The organism is Brenneria tiliae, assembly GCF_023347575.1.
Classification (GTDB): Bacteria; Pseudomonadota; Gammaproteobacteria; order Enterobacterales; family Enterobacteriaceae; genus Brenneria; species Brenneria corticis.
This window is the reverse complement of sequence record NZ_JAKPCB010000090.1, coordinates 29,043-43,630: the sequence shown is the minus strand read 5'-3', so window position 1 is coordinate 43,630 and position 14,588 is coordinate 29,043. Positions and strand designations below refer to the sequence as shown.

Annotated in this window: 12 protein-coding genes; 1 reads left to right on the top strand and 11 read right to left on the bottom strand. The window is 56.6% G+C overall.

The window, feature by feature from the left end; translation table 11 throughout:
- Positions 1 to 39: 39 nt before the first annotated feature.
- The 8 genes from MFP24_RS04950 to pgpB all read right to left on the bottom strand — a co-directional run bounded on the left by MFP24_RS04950 (position 40) and on the right by pgpB (position 8,719).
- On the bottom strand, positions 40 to 1,530 hold the full coding sequence (locus MFP24_RS04950) for an FGGY family carbohydrate kinase (RefSeq protein WP_249229512.1): 1,491 nt from the start codon (positions 1,528 to 1,530) through the stop codon (positions 40 to 42).
- Between the two features lie 2 nt (positions 1,531 to 1,532).
- Positions 1,533 to 2,477 carry a transketolase family protein gene (locus MFP24_RS04945; protein ID WP_249229513.1) on the bottom strand — a complete coding sequence of 315 codons (945 nt, stop codon included), beginning with the start codon at positions 2,475 to 2,477 and terminating at the stop codon, positions 1,533 to 1,535.
- On the bottom strand, positions 2,470 to 3,300 hold the full coding sequence (locus MFP24_RS04940; protein ID WP_249229514.1) for a transketolase: 831 nt from the start codon (positions 3,298 to 3,300) through the stop codon (positions 2,470 to 2,472). The genes MFP24_RS04945 and MFP24_RS04940 overlap by 8 nt, the downstream gene beginning before the upstream one ends.
- A 146-nt stretch (positions 3,301 to 3,446) precedes the next feature.
- Complete coding sequence (locus MFP24_RS04935; protein WP_249229515.1) at positions 3,447 to 4,544, bottom strand: ABC transporter permease; 1,098 nt, start codon at positions 4,542 to 4,544, stop codon at positions 3,447 to 3,449.
- Between the two features lie 2 nt (positions 4,545 to 4,546).
- Entirely contained in the window at positions 4,547 to 6,067 is a 1,521-nt protein-coding gene (locus MFP24_RS04930) for a sugar ABC transporter ATP-binding protein (RefSeq protein ID WP_249229516.1), read from the bottom strand.
- A complete protein-coding gene (locus MFP24_RS04925) occupies positions 6,068 to 6,697 on the bottom strand; it encodes a DUF2291 family protein (RefSeq protein ID WP_249229517.1) in 630 nt (209 codons plus the stop codon). It abuts the gene before it with no gap.
- A 78-nt stretch (positions 6,698 to 6,775) separates the two neighbouring features.
- On the bottom strand, positions 6,776 to 7,717 hold the full coding sequence (locus MFP24_RS04920; RefSeq protein WP_249229518.1) for a D-ribose ABC transporter substrate-binding protein: 942 nt from the start codon (positions 7,715 to 7,717) through the stop codon (positions 6,776 to 6,778).
- Between the two features lie 228 nt (positions 7,718 to 7,945).
- The gene (gene pgpB / locus MFP24_RS04915) at positions 7,946 to 8,719 is read right to left on the bottom strand and encodes a phosphatidylglycerophosphatase B (protein WP_249229519.1); all 774 of its coding nucleotides are present in this window, start codon (positions 8,717 to 8,719) and stop codon (positions 7,946 to 7,948) included.
- Positions 8,720 to 8,981: 262 nt separating this feature from the next.
- Here pgpB and ribA point away from each other — a divergent pair, with 262 nt between their 5' ends.
- Positions 8,982 to 9,575: a GTP cyclohydrolase II gene (ribA, locus tag MFP24_RS04910; RefSeq protein ID WP_249229520.1), complete on the top strand. Its 594-nt coding sequence runs from the start codon at positions 8,982 to 8,984 to the stop codon at positions 9,573 to 9,575.
- A 48-nt stretch (positions 9,576 to 9,623) separates the two neighbouring features.
- Here ribA and MFP24_RS04905 read toward each other — a convergent pair whose 3' ends face one another.
- The 3 genes from MFP24_RS04905 to MFP24_RS04895 form a co-directional block, all read right to left on the bottom strand.
- On the bottom strand, positions 9,624 to 11,261 hold the full coding sequence (locus MFP24_RS04905; RefSeq protein ID WP_249229521.1) for an ABC transporter substrate-binding protein: 1,638 nt from the start codon (positions 11,259 to 11,261) through the stop codon (positions 9,624 to 9,626).
- A 133-nt stretch (positions 11,262 to 11,394) separates the two neighbouring features.
- On the bottom strand, positions 11,395 to 12,627 hold the full coding sequence (locus tag MFP24_RS04900) for an OprD family outer membrane porin (protein ID WP_249229522.1): 1,233 nt from the start codon (positions 12,625 to 12,627) through the stop codon (positions 11,395 to 11,397).
- A gap of 265 nt (positions 12,628 to 12,892) precedes the next feature.
- Complete coding sequence (locus MFP24_RS04895) at positions 12,893 to 14,416, bottom strand: FAD-dependent oxidoreductase (protein ID WP_249229523.1); 1,524 nt, start codon at positions 14,414 to 14,416, stop codon at positions 12,893 to 12,895.
- Positions 14,417 to 14,588: the final 172 nt, after the last annotated feature.

The following is a 14,588-nucleotide window of genomic DNA, read 5'->3' as shown; positions in this document are numbered from 1 at the left end:
TTAGTAATCAGCCAGGCACATCTATTGTTGCCTGGCATATCAAAGAGACCGGGTGAAACGGGCGCGGGCCACCGCCGTCTGCCACTGCGCATAACTCTCCTGGAGCGCCCCATTCGGCGCCTGCGGCTCGATAAACTCCACTTCTCGCGGCAAGGCGGCGATCTGCTCGCCGTCACGCCACCATCCCAGCGTTTTGCCCCCCAGATAGGCCGCCCCCAGCGCCGAGACTTCGGCGTTATGATTGCGGATAAGGGGACGTTGCAGCAGATCGGCCTGAAATTGCATCAGCCAGCGGTTTTGCGTGGCGCCGCCGTCTACGCGCAGCGCCGGCAGCGCGCATTGCGCCGCCTGCTCCATGGCAAAAAAAACATCGGCGATCTGGTAGGCAATCGATTCCAGCCCCGCTCTGGCGATGGTCGCCGGCGTGGTGGCATCGGTCAGGCCGCAGAGCAGACCGCGGGCATGGGTATCCCAGTGCGGCGCGCCAAGCCCCGATAACGCCGGGACGAAAAATACCCCTTGCGACGACGCCGCGCTCAAGGCCAGCTCCGTCAACTGCGCGACGGAAGGAATGCCCAGCATCTGGCCTATCCAGGCAAAGCCGGAGCCGGTATGGGTAATGTTTCCTTCCAGCGCATAGCGCAGTTCGCCGTCATGCCAGGCGATAGTGGTGCTTAATCCGCTGGAGTGAGCGTGCGGGTTGGCGATGGTGGTCATCAACGACGAGCCGGTGCCATAGGTGGCCTTGATGGCGCCGCTTTTATTGATCCCCTGTCCGTATAACGCGGCGTGGGAATCGCCAATCAGCGCGACGATGGGTATACCGGCCGCCAACCCTTTGATTTCCGTCAGCGCGGTATGCCCATGCAGCGCCGCCGAAGGCGTCACCGCGGGAAGGCATACGCTGGGAATGGCGAAAAGCGCCAGCAGGTCTTCATCCCAGCATTGGCGGTGAATATCGAAAAGCTGGGTGCGGGCGGCATTGGAGTGATCCGTCGAATAGGCCTGGCCGCCGCTGAGCTGCCAGTTAAGCCAGCAGTCGACGGTTCCGACGCATAACTCGCCGTGGGCGGCGCGGGACACGCCGTCCGGCAACTCGGCCAGCATGCTGTGGATTTTGGCCGCCGGGAACAGCGGATCCAGCGGCAGACCGGTGCGGGCTTCGATCAGCTTTTCTTCGGCGCTGCCCTGCAAGTCCTGACAAAAGCGTTCCGAACGGCGATCCTGCCAGCTGACCAAGGGCGTCAGCGGCTGCCCGGAACGCCTTTCCCAAATCAGCACCGACTCACGCTGATTGCTGATGGCGATACCCGCCACCTGCACCCGGTTCAGCGATGACAGACAGGCCTCCACCGCCTGGCAAACGGCGCGCCAGATAGCCATAGCGTCCTGCTCCGCCCGCCCCGGCTCAGGGTGGGCGATCTGCAAAGCCACCGACGCCTTGGACAGAATACGCCCCTGGGCGTCTACCGCGACCGCTTTAGCATTAGTCGTGCCTTCGTCTATTGCCAAAATAACCGGTGTAAACATGATTAGGCTCCCGGACAGAGACGCAGCGCCGCCTGCACAATACCTGCCGCGTCCAGGCCGTGATGCGCGCGCATCGCCGCCCGATCCGCCGCTATCGCATACTGGCCGTCGGGAATACCCAGACGCAGCAGGGAAATACCGCTGCCCGCCTCCGCCAGGACCTCGGCCACCAGACTGCCGGCCCCGCCGTTGACGTTATGCTCTTCAACGGTGATGACCCGCGGCGCCGTGCGCAGAATTTCAAGCAGTCGACGAGTATCGCACGGCCGTACCGAAGAAAGGTTGACCACCGTAGCAGCGATACCTTTTTCCGCCAGTAATTCAGCGGCGGTAACCACTTCGTGCACGGTAGACCCCAGCCCGACCAGCGTGATATCGCTTCCCGTACGCAGCACGTCGATTTGCCCCGGCGCAAAGCGGTAATGTTGATCGTGCAATGCCGGTAACGGTTTGCCGTCCAGGCGGATATACACCGGCCCCTGATGCTCCAGGGCATAGTCGATAATCTGGCGGCACTCTTCGGGGCTGGACGGCGCATAGATTTCAATGTTGCCGAAACCCCGCAGTACCGCGATATCGTCGATACTGTGATGGGTACTGGCGAGCGGGCCGTAGCTGCACCCGGCGTTCAACCCGAACAGCTTGACGTTGCTGTTGTTGTAACAGACATCGACCTTGACCTGCTCATTGGCGCGCGAAATCAAAAACGGCGCGGCGTTACAGGTCACCGCCACCTTGCCGCCGATGGAAAGCCCCACCGCCGTTCCCACCATGGTTTGCTCCGCAATCCCCACGTTGACGATACGGTCGGGGAATCGCTTGACAAAGGGGGCGATTTTCGCGGTGGAGGTAGAGTCGGCCACCACCGGCACCAGATCGATGCCCCGGTCAACCGCTTTAATAAATTGCTCGACCATCACACTGGCCAGATGTTCTGCGTTACTCATCTTTTAATTCCTCCAACGCCAGCGTAATCTCTTCGCCTTTCGGCACCCTGTGATGCCATTCCGCGCGCCCCTGAATAAAGGAGACGCCCGCACCTTTTTCCGTATTGGCGATCACCACGTTGGGTTTACCGTTAGCGGGCAGGTTCTCCAGCGTCTCCACCACCGAGCGCATATCATTGCCGGCGCATTCGGTTACGTTCAGGCCGAAAGCGCGCCATTTATCCGCCAGCGGGTCGGTATTCATAATGGAACAGGTGGTGCCGGCCAGCTGCAGCTTGTTCTTGTCGTTGATGATGACCAGGTTATCCAGCTGGTAATGCGCCGCCGCCAGGGCCGCTTCCCAGTTGCTGCCTTCGGCCAGTTCGCCGTCGCCGGTCACCACAAAAACCCGCCGCGGGCTGTTATCCCGTTTCGCCGCCAGCGCGATCCCGACGGAAACCGGCAGGCCGTGGCCCAGCGCGCCGGTATTCAGCTCGATCCCCGGCGTCTTGTACTTCACCGGATGTCCCGGCAAATGCGAGTCCGGGTGCTGATAGGTCGCCAACCAGGATTCAGGAAAAAATCCCGCTTCCGCCAGGCAGCAGTAATACCCTCCCACCGCGTGTCCCTTGGACTGGATATAGATGTCCCGCTGCGGGTCCTGAAGACGGTCCGGCGCGCAGTTCAGGATACGAAAGTAAAGCGCCGTCAGGATTTCAACCTGTGAAAGGTCGGCCCCGGTATGGCCGCCCGCCGGGCTGTTGGCATTCAGATTAATGATACGGCGCCGAATGGCGCGAGCTTTTCGCGTCAGCGCCTCCACCGACAATGCGTACGGATTCATACTTCACCTCGCCTTGAATTTTTACTCAAATTCGAATATTTATTCCACAACAGACAAAAAAAACAGCATGTGCGATCTGGCGCGTTTCGCCGGCTGCCTCCTCCCGCTTGCTGAGCAGCAATCGGCAGCAAATCGATGCCAGACCGCTACGCCCCTTCCGCTGCTACCTTTTGCGATACAATCGCCGCTTTGTGCTGCATGCGGTTTTGCATCTGGTCAATGATGACCGCCACAATAATTACAATGCCTTTAATCACCATCTGCCAGAATTCACTTACCCCCATCATCACCAGGCCGTCCGCCAGAATGCCGATGACAAAAGCGCCAATCAGCGTTCCCAGTATCGTTCCCCGTCCCCCGGCCAGCGAGGTTCCGCCAAGCACCACCGCGGCGATGGCGTTCATTTCAAACGCCGTCCCGGTGGCCGGATGGCTGGCGACCAGTTGGGAGGAAACCACAATCCCGGCAATGGCGGCGCAGAAACCTGAAATGGTGTATACCCAGACTTTTACCTGGCGCACTTTCACCCCGGATAGTTCGGCGGCGCGTTCGTTATCGCCAATGGCGTAGACATGGCGGCCGAACGGCAGGCGGCGAGCCACGTAGGCGATAATCAGCGCCAGTACGAACATCAGCCAGATGGCGAACGGAAGGCCGAGGATCGTGCCCGCGCCAATCAGCTCAAAACCGGTATTGCCCAACTGGGGATTCCCCGCCAATCCCGGAAAGGTTTCACCGCCGGAAATCAGCATGGCGGCGCCGCGTACGATGTACATCGTACCCAGGGTACAGATAAACGGCGCTACGTTGTAACGGGTGATGATCCAGCCGTTAATCGCCCCGATAAAGGCGCCGATCAGCAATACCATCGGCACAATCACCCATACGCTGGGGAAAATGGCGACGCCGAACATCGGCAGTACAATCCCCTGGGTAATCATATAGCCGGCGATCATGCCGCATAGCCCCAGCGTGGCGCCTATCGACAGATCGATGCCGGCGGTGATGATGACGAAGGTGATCCCCAGCGCCAGAAACGCATTGATGGCGATGTGTTTGACCATAATGATCAGGCTGCCGGTCGCCAGAAAACCCGGAACGGTAAAGGCGAAAAAGCCGAGAATCAGGAACAGCGCGATAAAAGTGCGCAACCTGAGGATCAACAACAGCATGTTCTCCCGAGAGCGTACGAACTTGCCGGGTAATAGCGCGCCGGACGCCGCCGGAAGCTTAGTCGTTTTCATTGTCAGAACCCTTGTGCACTTGCCGAAACCAATGCCGACTCGCTGGCGGACTGACGGGCGATATTCGCCGTCAGTTTGCCGTTCGACATCACCAGAATACGATCCGATACCGCCATGATTTCCTTCAGGTCCGAGGTGGAAAACAGTATGCCGATCCCCTTCTCCGACAGTTTGACCATCATTTCAAACACGTCGGCCTTTGCCCCCACGTCGATTCCGCGGGTCGGTTCATCCAGCAGCAGGATTTTGGGGCTGGTCAGCAGCGAGCGGCCGATAACCACTTTCTGCTGATTGCCGCCGCTCAGCGCCTGAATCTCCACCTGCGGCGAGGAAACCTTGATACCCAGACTGCCTATAGTGGTGGCGACCACTTTCTCTTCCTGCTGGCGAAATATCGCCATACCGTATTTCAGCCGCCGCCATAGGCTGGCGATGGTCAGGTTGGACGCCACCGACGATAAGGGGAAAATGCCGGTTTTTTTGCGGTCTTCCGGCACCAGGCTCATGCCCATGCGGATACGCTGGGCGGTGGATAGACGCGTATGCACCGGCTTGCTATCGAGGTAAATCTTGCCCAGATAGTCATGCTGCGTTCCCAGCAGGCACTCGAACAGTTCGGTGCGTCCCGCCCCCATCAGACCGTAAATGCCGACGATTTCGCCTTCCCTCACCATAAAGGAAACATCGTTGACCACTTTGTTGCCCGCATCGTTGAGGCAGGTGATGTGTTCCGCTTCCAGTACCGGCGCGCCGAACGTCCTTCCCGGGTTGAGAAAACTGGATACGGGATCGCCGCCCAGCATTTCCCGAATGATCCACGGCACGTCGATTTCACTGACCGCCGCTTCGGCCTGAAAACGGCCGTCGCGCAAAATGGTGATGTAATCGCCAATGGCCATCAGCTCTTCCAGACGGTGGGAAATATAGATAATGGAGACGTTTTGCCGGGTAAGTTCGCGGATCACCCGAAACAGGATGTCCACTTCGGTTTTACTTAGCGCCGAGGTGGGCTCATCCAGAATCAGGATATCGGCCTGTTCGGCCAGCGCCTTGGCGATTTCCACCAGCTGCTGCTGCCCCACTTTCAGGCCGGCCACCTCGGTGCGCGGCGAAATATCCTGATCGAGGCGCGCCATCAGCTGCGCGGCGATTTCCTCCTGTTGCTGGTAATCAATGGGCCGCAGCCCTTTCTGAATCTCCCGCCCCAGAAAAATGTTTTCCGCCACGGTCAGGTTTTCAGACAGGTTAAGCTCCTGATGCACCATGCCGATGCCTTTGGCCGCCGCATCGCGGGTATTGGCGATACGCACCACCTCGCCGTTCAGCAGGATCTGGCCGGAGGTCGGCTGCTGCACGCCGGCCAGTATTTTCATCAGCGTCGATTTTCCCGCGCCGTTCTCCCCGATGATCACATTCACCTTGCCGCGATAAACGTTGTAATCCACGTTATCCAGCGCTTTGGTGCCGGGAAACAGCATCGTGACGCCGCGGGTAGCCATGACAATATCCGGTTTCTGGGTCATTTACTGCGCCTCCCTGGGTGATTCCGACGGGAGCAATTCGAGCGGCACCGCGTCGCGGATCTCCTGCCCGGTCAGCCTTAACGCGGCAAGCACCTGGATATCTTTTCCCTGCCAGTCGTCATCAATAGCCGGCAAACTCTCCAAGGCCTTTTTATTCAGCGAACGCGCCAACTGGGCGAACTGCACCTGATTTTTAAAATCCTCAAAGCGAATAAACCCGGCGGCATCGCGAATCGCGTTGCCCTTGACGATAGGCCCCAGCTGCAACGCAACCGTCTCGCCCTGCACGGCGATCTCCAACCGTCCTTCTCGGCCTTGACGATCGACTTTCACCACCTGTCCCTGAAACCGCGCATACACCGCTTTGCCGGCGCTGCCCGTCAGCGTCGCCTGCTGCTTTTTCAGTTCATCCCAACTCAGCGCCTGTTGCTGCGCCAGCGGCAGCAGCTTCGGCTGCCAGAGTTCGGCGGCAATAGAATCCGGCGTCATGTTGTTATAGCTCGGGATCGCGGACGGATCGACGGGGATAATCGGTTTGCCGTTTTCATCCAGATCCACCACCGTACAAGCCGACAGCAACAGCGCGCATAAACCGATCCACCCGGTACGGCATCGTTGATAACGCTGCATAATGGCTCCTCTATTGTTGCTCTTTCCTGACTCGGGGCGCTTGCGCTCCCCGGTCACTCCTTTTTACGGTTGTCGCGCTTAGGGTTTCAACGCAAAGGTACTGAGCTTGCCGGCGTTGGACTCATCAATCAGAATGCAGTCCATCAGCTGTTTTTCGTCATGCTGGGCTTTACCGTTTTTCAGGTAATAGTCGGCCTGTTCCACCGCCATCTGGGCCTGCTCCCAGCCGGGTTGCAGCACCGTCGCCTTGATGTTGCCTTTATTGATAATGGAGTCGCGCACGTAGTCGCTGCCGTCAAACCCCACCACAATGACATCATGCCGCCCCGCCGCTTTCAGCGCCGCTTCGGCGCCCAGCGCCATGGTATCGTTGCCGGAAATGACCCCGGTGATATCCGGATTGGCCTGCAGGATGGCTTCCATACGGTTGAAGGCTTCGGTCTGGCTCCAGTTGGCGGTCTGCCGGGCGACCATCTTCAGATCCTGGTATTCATCGATCACGTCGTGATAGCCCTGGGAACGAACGTGCGCGTTGGTGTCCGACTCGCGGCCGATCAATTCAACGTATTTGCCCTTTTGCCCCATCAATTCAACAAACTTCTCGGCGCCAAGCTGCGCGCCCTGATAGTTATTGGAAACAATCTGCGCCACCGCGACGCCGGTTTCGTTAATCTCGCGATCGATGAGAAAGGCCGGTATTCCCGCCGCCTTGGCTTTTTTCAACGGCCCGATGGTGGCATCGGCGCCGGCGTTATCCAGCACGATGGCTTTTGCCTTGCGGCCAATCGCCGTTTCAATCAGTTGGTTTTGCTTGCTCACGTCATCATCGTGGGAAGCGACCAGGGTGGTGTAGCCCAATTCAATGGCCTTGGCCCTGGCGCCTTCCGCCTCGGCTTTAAAAAAGGGGTTATCGTGGGATGGGGTAATAATGGCGATCAACCCGTTGTCGGCCGCAAAGGCAGCGGCGGAAAGGGAAAGCATGATGGCCGTAAGGCAGGGTTTCAGTAGGTAAGGTTTCATTATTATTCTCCTCTTTGAATATATATTCAATATTGAATTAACATTCATACGGAGTTTTACAAGCAAACTGAAAATTGTCCAATGGTAAAAACAGGAATAGCGAAGCAGCTCACAAATTGTTTACATTTGTGATTCAGCGCAGAATAAGGCGGGAATTGAGCGACGTGAAAGCGGATGACGACCGGTCATCCGCGGAGATTCAGAATAGTATTAAACCATTTGGGCGATTTACGCTTTCCCCTGCGAGGCGTCGTCCTGTTGCTGCTCGGCGATCTCTTCACGCTGCAGCGAAAGCGGGCCGCACCATTGCTGGGCCAGCCAGCAGGCAATCACCACCAGCAGCCAGCTTATCAGCGTAGCGGCCACCAGATCCCGCGGCCAGTGCATCCCCAGCACCAGACGGCTTGCCATTACCGCGCTCGCCCACAGCATTAAAACCACCACCGTTTTGTAATGCCGGCGCGCCCACAATAAACCGACGCCCAGCAGCGCCCAGGTGGCGGCGAACATGGTATGTCCTGAAGGAAAGGCGAACCCGGTTTCAAACTGCCAGTGCTGACGCAGCCAGTGGGGGATCAGCCGTTCGTTATGCAGTTGCTCTTTTACCACGTCGGCGCGTTCCTTACGCGGCAGGGAATAGAAATAGCTGTTGTCAATCTGGTGATTATTCTCTAGCCAGACGACAAACGGGCGCGGCTCCTGAACCCACTCTTTAATCGCCGATTTCATCCCCTGGCCGATCAGTACCGTGATGATCATGATCGCCAGCAGACCGAGCGCGGGTTTCAGTCGAAAGCGCAGGCACCACAGAAACCAGAGGCCCAGAATAATGCTGGTCAAGGTTCCCCAGGGCGAGGTCACCGTTTCCGTCGTCCAGAACAATATACGCAGCCATAAACCACCATATTCCGGTTGCCACTGCCACCCGCTGGCCCAAATAATCAACGGCATGATCAGTAAAAACAGTGCGCCGATAGTGGTCCGTTTGGCGATGTCGTACATCATTTCTCCCTATAATTCAGTGTGATGTCTAAAGCAATATTTTCACAATTCTAGCAGAAAAACCGGCATCGGCCGTCAGTATGGCGTAAAATAGCCCGCGGTTTCGTCAATGGGAAAACCATCGCCTCACTATTTCCCCGTCGTTTAAGCACGATCGGTGAGTGCAATGCCTTAACTTTTTAGCTATGGTTTTTCGCTGGTCAAAGCCCCTATCCGGCAGTAGGATGCGCGTCAGCATTTTTTTGTTTTTTTGGAGAATAACATGCAGCTAAAACGGGTGGCAGATGCCAAATTACCCACCCCCTGGGGCGATTTCCTGATGGTGGGATTTGAAGAGATCGCCACGGGACATGATCATCTCGCATTGGTTTATGGTGATATTTCCGGCTCGATTCCGGTTTTGGCCCGAGTGCACTCTGAATGTCTGACGGGTGATGCATTGTTTAGCCTGCGCTGCGACTGCGGATTTCAGCTTGAAGCCGCTTTGAGCCATATCGCCGAGGAAGGCCGCGGTATATTGATCTACCATCGGCAGGAAGGCCGCAATATCGGTTTGCTGAATAAAATCCGCGCCTATGCGTTGCAGGATCTGGGCGCCGATACGGTTGAAGCCAACCATCAGCTGGGTTTTGCCGCCGACGAACGCGACTTCACGCTGTGCGCCGATATGTTCAAACTGCTGGGCGTTGATGAGGTCCGCCTGCTGACCAATAATCCGCAAAAAGTAAAAATCCTCAATGAGGCGGGCATCAATATCGTCGAGCGCGTGCCGTTAGTGGTGGGCCGCAACCCGAAAAACGAACGCTATCTGGCGACCAAAGCCGCCAAGATGGGACATCTGCTGGATATGAAATAACGCGCCGGTCAAAGCGAATGCCAGGCTACCCCTGGCATTCCTCCACTCTTAATGCTTGATGATATAAATATCCTTGCTGTATATATTCGCTTTCTGGTCAGGCTCAAATCCGCCGATATAGGGTTTTACCAGCTGCGCGCGCACATAGTAATAGATAGGGAGCAGCGGAGCCTGCTGCTGAAGAATTTTTTCCGCCTGATGATAGTCGCTATTACGTATCGCCAAGCTGTCCGCGTTGACCGCGCGATCCAGCAGGGCGTCGTATTCGGCGTGGGTGAATTTACCCTGATTATTGCTGTTGCCGGTACGCAGGATATCAAAATAGGTGGAAGGCTCGTTATAATCCGCCGCCCAGGACGATCTCACCACCTCGAAATCGCCGGTCCGCATGGTGTCCAGCATACTCTTCCACTCCTGATTTTTCAGCCGCGCCTCCACGCCCAGCGCCTGCTTCCACATGGAGCTGGCGGCGATGGCGATGCGTTGATGCGACTCGGAGGTATTATACAGCAGGTCGAACTTTAACGGCCGCTGCGCGCTGAACCCCGCCTCGGACAGCAGCTTTTTCGCCTCGGCGTTTCTCTGCGGCTGGCTCCAGGCCGCCCATTCCGGCTGTTGGCTGGCATAACCCGCCATACCCGGCGGCAAGATGCTATAGGCGGGCACTTGTCCCATCCCCAACACTTTTTCGGCAATCACCGTTTTGTCCAGCGCCAGATCCAGCGCCCGTCTGACGCGCGGGTCGTTAAACGGCGGTTTTTGCGTATTGAATTTATAGTAGTAGGTGGATAACTGCGGGTTCACCTTAACCTGATCGGGCAATTCCGTCTTGAGCGCTTTGAACAGATGCGGCGGCAGCGTAAAAGTCACCGCCACCTCCCCGGCCTTGTAGCGATTCACCTCCGCCGTGTTTGACACGATGGGCAGATAGGTCACCTTGTCGAGTATGGTATGGGCGTTATCCCAATAATAGGGATTGCGTTTGGCGACAATGCGCTCGTTGACCACCCACTCGTCAAGGGTAAAAGGACCGCTGCCGACGAAATTGCCGGGCTGGGTCCATTTATCGCCATACTTTTCAATCGCCGCTTGCGGCAGGGTGACGACGGCAAAATGGTCGACCATCGCCAGAAAATAGGACAAAGGCCGATCCAGCTCGATTTGCACCGTTCGCTTATCCAACGCCCTGATGCCCAGCTCGCTGGCGGGCTTCTTCCCTGCCGCGATATCCGCCGCGTTGCGCACATGCATGTTGGGGATATAGGACTGATAGGGGGAAAGGGTTTGCGGATCGACCAGACGCCGCCAGCTAAAGACGACATCGTCGGCGGTGAGCGGAGTGCCGTCGGACCACGTCAGATCCGGACGCAAATGGAACGTCCAGAGCCGATGGTCCCGCTGCTCCCACTTTTCGGCCAGGCCGCCGGAAATGCCGCCGTCATCACGCACCGCAATCAGTTTTTCAAAAAAATCATGAATAATATTGGCTTCGACATCGCTTTCCACTTTATGCGCATCGAGCGAGGCGGGTTCGGAACCGTTGCCGCGCACCAGCTCCTGTTTTTCCGCCAGTTGCACCCCCACGGGCACCTGCGCCGCATCAACGACGGCCGGGGCCAACGCTGAACAAAGCGAAAACAGCAAAGCGCCGCGCGCTTTTTTACCGACGGTTAACGCTAAATTCATACCCTCTCCTTATGCACCGTTTAACACCGATATGAGTAATACCGCGCGGATGCCCTCCACGGCAAGGGGATATAATGCGGTCGTCAGGAATAGCGCCCGGCGCGGGAATATCCTACGCCAGGCGCGGGCTGGTTTATCCCCGTTTTCCGCCGAGAGTAAAGCGATAGCGCAGGTAAAGCCGAATGTCGTCGAAGTTCTCTCCTTTCTCCGCATCGATAAACGCGTAGCGCAGACGTACGCTGAATCCGTCAAGGGCGCCGGAAAAATCGTACTGCACGCTTAAGTCGGTCTCACTGACGTCTTTTGCCTGCTGGGTGGAGTACTGAAGCCTGTCGGTATCGTAATAGGCGTGGAAGATATAGGCGTTAAGTCCTTTGACGCCGATTTGCGAGAAATCGTAAGCGACTCTCAGCGCATAGGCGGTCTCGTCGGCCCGACCGGCGGCGTTGATCTGCTGGATGATGACTTTTTCATCGCCCCAGGGCACATAGAGCTCGTCGTTGCCGGTTTTGGCGTAGAACGCGGTGATATGGAAACCATGAGCCTTGAAGCCGGTGTTGAAACCATATTGGTAAGTGTCGAATTCCCTGCCGCCCAGCTCCTTGCCGATCGACTTCTGAAACAGCACCGACGGCGCGAAAAACAGCTGGTAATCGCCGACGTCCTTCGCCGCGTGAACTTTGAAAAAGCCGGTGTCGAATACATCGTCCATGTGGTATATCCAGCCCTGGAGCTGAACGTCGGCGACATCGACGGGGAGCCGGTATTTCGCTCCGCCGGCGACCAGATCCCGGTTCACCTCTTTGCCGTCGACGGATATCATCGAGGTGAACTGATCGTCCCACCAGCCTTCGAACGCCGTAATATAGTAAGCGGACAACTCCAGATTCTCTACGCTGTTATTCACCACGGAGAGACCCCGGTAGGTCTTGGGCAGCAGCCGGATATCATGACCGCTCATAAAGGGGGTGTTTATCTCCTGCGCGCCGAATTTTATGCGGGTATCGAACCAGTCGCCCTGCACATAATATTCCTGAAGACGCGAGAAACTCTGATGCTTCTTGGTGCCGTATCCCTGAACCAGACCGTAGACCTGATGACTATCGTTGCTGCCGATATCGTTGGCGCTGGCGAAAGCGGCGCCGGCGCTTATTCCGTTAACGGGCGCGGTGTTGTAGTAAAATAAAGTGCCGGCGGCCAGATCGGCCCTTTTATCGCTTTTATCAAAATTCCTTTCGAAATAATAGCCTCTCAGTTCGCCTTTAAGCGTTCCCTGTTCAAAGGCCTGTTGCAGATTGTCCGCGGCAAATGCGGTAGGATTTGATATTAATAATATCGATGATAGAAATAGCGCAAAATTTTTCATTTTGCTTCCCTCTAAAAAAAGAGAAAATACCCGCCGTATACCCGTCATACTTCAAGCTGCAGATGCGTTGGCTGCGCTCAGTCACCCGAATCACTTACCGGTGTAAGCTCATCGGGATTGAATGAGAGACATCCTGTCTCTCACCGGAGGCCAGCCGTTGGCTGGTCAAATTCGTTCCCGACGAATTTGTCCTTCACTTGCCGCCTTCCTGCAACTCGAATTATTTAGGGTATATATATAAATACGGCGAGGGAGTCGCGGATATTTATTTTATATACTTAACCGCGTTTTCCGCGGCGATCCGCCCTGCGTTCAGCGCGAAAGCGAAACTGGCTCCGCCCATTTCCAGGCCGTAGCTGTCGCCATACATGCCGCCCGCATCAAGCCCGCCCGCGTAAAGCCCGGGAATGGTTTTTCCCTGCGCGGTCACGACTTCCGTTTTCTCATTAATCCTTATGCCGCCGAACGTACCCAGCGCCCGGGGCTGCAGCTTGGTCACATAGAACGGCCCTTTTTCCACCGGCCGCAGAAAGTCGGCGTTTTTAAAGAACTGTTCGTCCTTATGTATCGTCGCCGCTTTATTGTTATTGGCAATGGTTTCTTTCAGCACCTTGGGGTCCGCGCCGATTTTCTGCGCCACCTCATCGATGGTATTGCATTTGAAAACGTTGCCGTTGTTTTTGGCCAGCTCTTTATTAAACTCCTCGTCAAGTTTATCCAGCTTGGTGCCATAGATTACCCATTCGCCCAAGGAGCTCTGGATGCCGTCGTTGAGAAACAGCTGTCTTGTCTGCTCGTCGTAGATGGAGTAGGCCACGCCGCCGATGCGTTCCAGCGCGTTGCCGGAGAAAGGCCACTCGGAGATATTGTGCTCATCGGTGTACCGCCTGCCGTTGGGATCGACGTAGAGATAGGGCTGAACCGCGGCCGCGATAAGGTGCGACGTGGTAGAAAAATCAGGCAGACCGGGACGATAGGGGATCATAATCTCCGCCCCCTCCTCGCCCGCTCCCGCGTCCCAGGCCATCTGAATGCCTTCGCCGTCCTTGCCCGCCTGACCGACCATAATCACGTCGGGAAATCGGGCGTATTTTTTCAGCATTTCCTTATTGTTGCCGTAACCGCCGGTGCCGATGATCACCGCCTTGGCGTTGACGATGACCTTTTCACCGTCTTTATTGACCCCTTCAACGCCGACAATACGGTTGTCCTTTTTAATCAGTTTCTTACCCGGCGTCTGCAGCAGAATCGTGCCGCCCAGATCGAGAAATTTCTTGTTCAGCGCCGCCATTACCGCGCTGCCGTGATTGTAACGTTTGCCGTTAATCTCAAGCTCGCCCACCACGTGCCAGGTCAGGGGACCGCCGAAAGCGCCTACGCCGATAAACTCATAATTCACCCCGAACTGTTGCAGCCATTCGAGAGTCTCGGCGGATTTGAGCACAATAGCGCTGACCAGCGGCGCGTTGGCCCGCCAGTGGCTGTAGTTCATGATCGCATGGAAGGCGAACTTCCTCGACACATCAATGCCCTGTCTTTTCTGCATCGTGCTTTCCGCGGCGAAAATGCCTTCGGCGTAATTTGCCGAACCGCCGGCAATGGCTTGTTTCTCCAGTATGATTACCTCGGCGCCGAGCATTTTTGCCTGCACGCCCGCGGCGAGACCGGTTCCGCCGCCGCCGACGACGACAATATCGGTGTCGTATACTTTGTCCGCATAGGCCGGGAAAGAGAGTAACGCCGCGATCAGCGCGGCGAGCAGCGTCCTGATAGAAAATGCATGTTTCATGAGTCAGTCCCTCTTAATATATATTTTATTTATTCGGCTTCCTGTTACCGATGCCCGACACGCTAATTCAGCGTTTATTTTCAAGCGGCATCGGCGTTGGCTCATTGCTTTTAATCCGATAAATCCATGGAAAATATTCCGGTATAGCCTTGGCGATATATTGAAATCCACG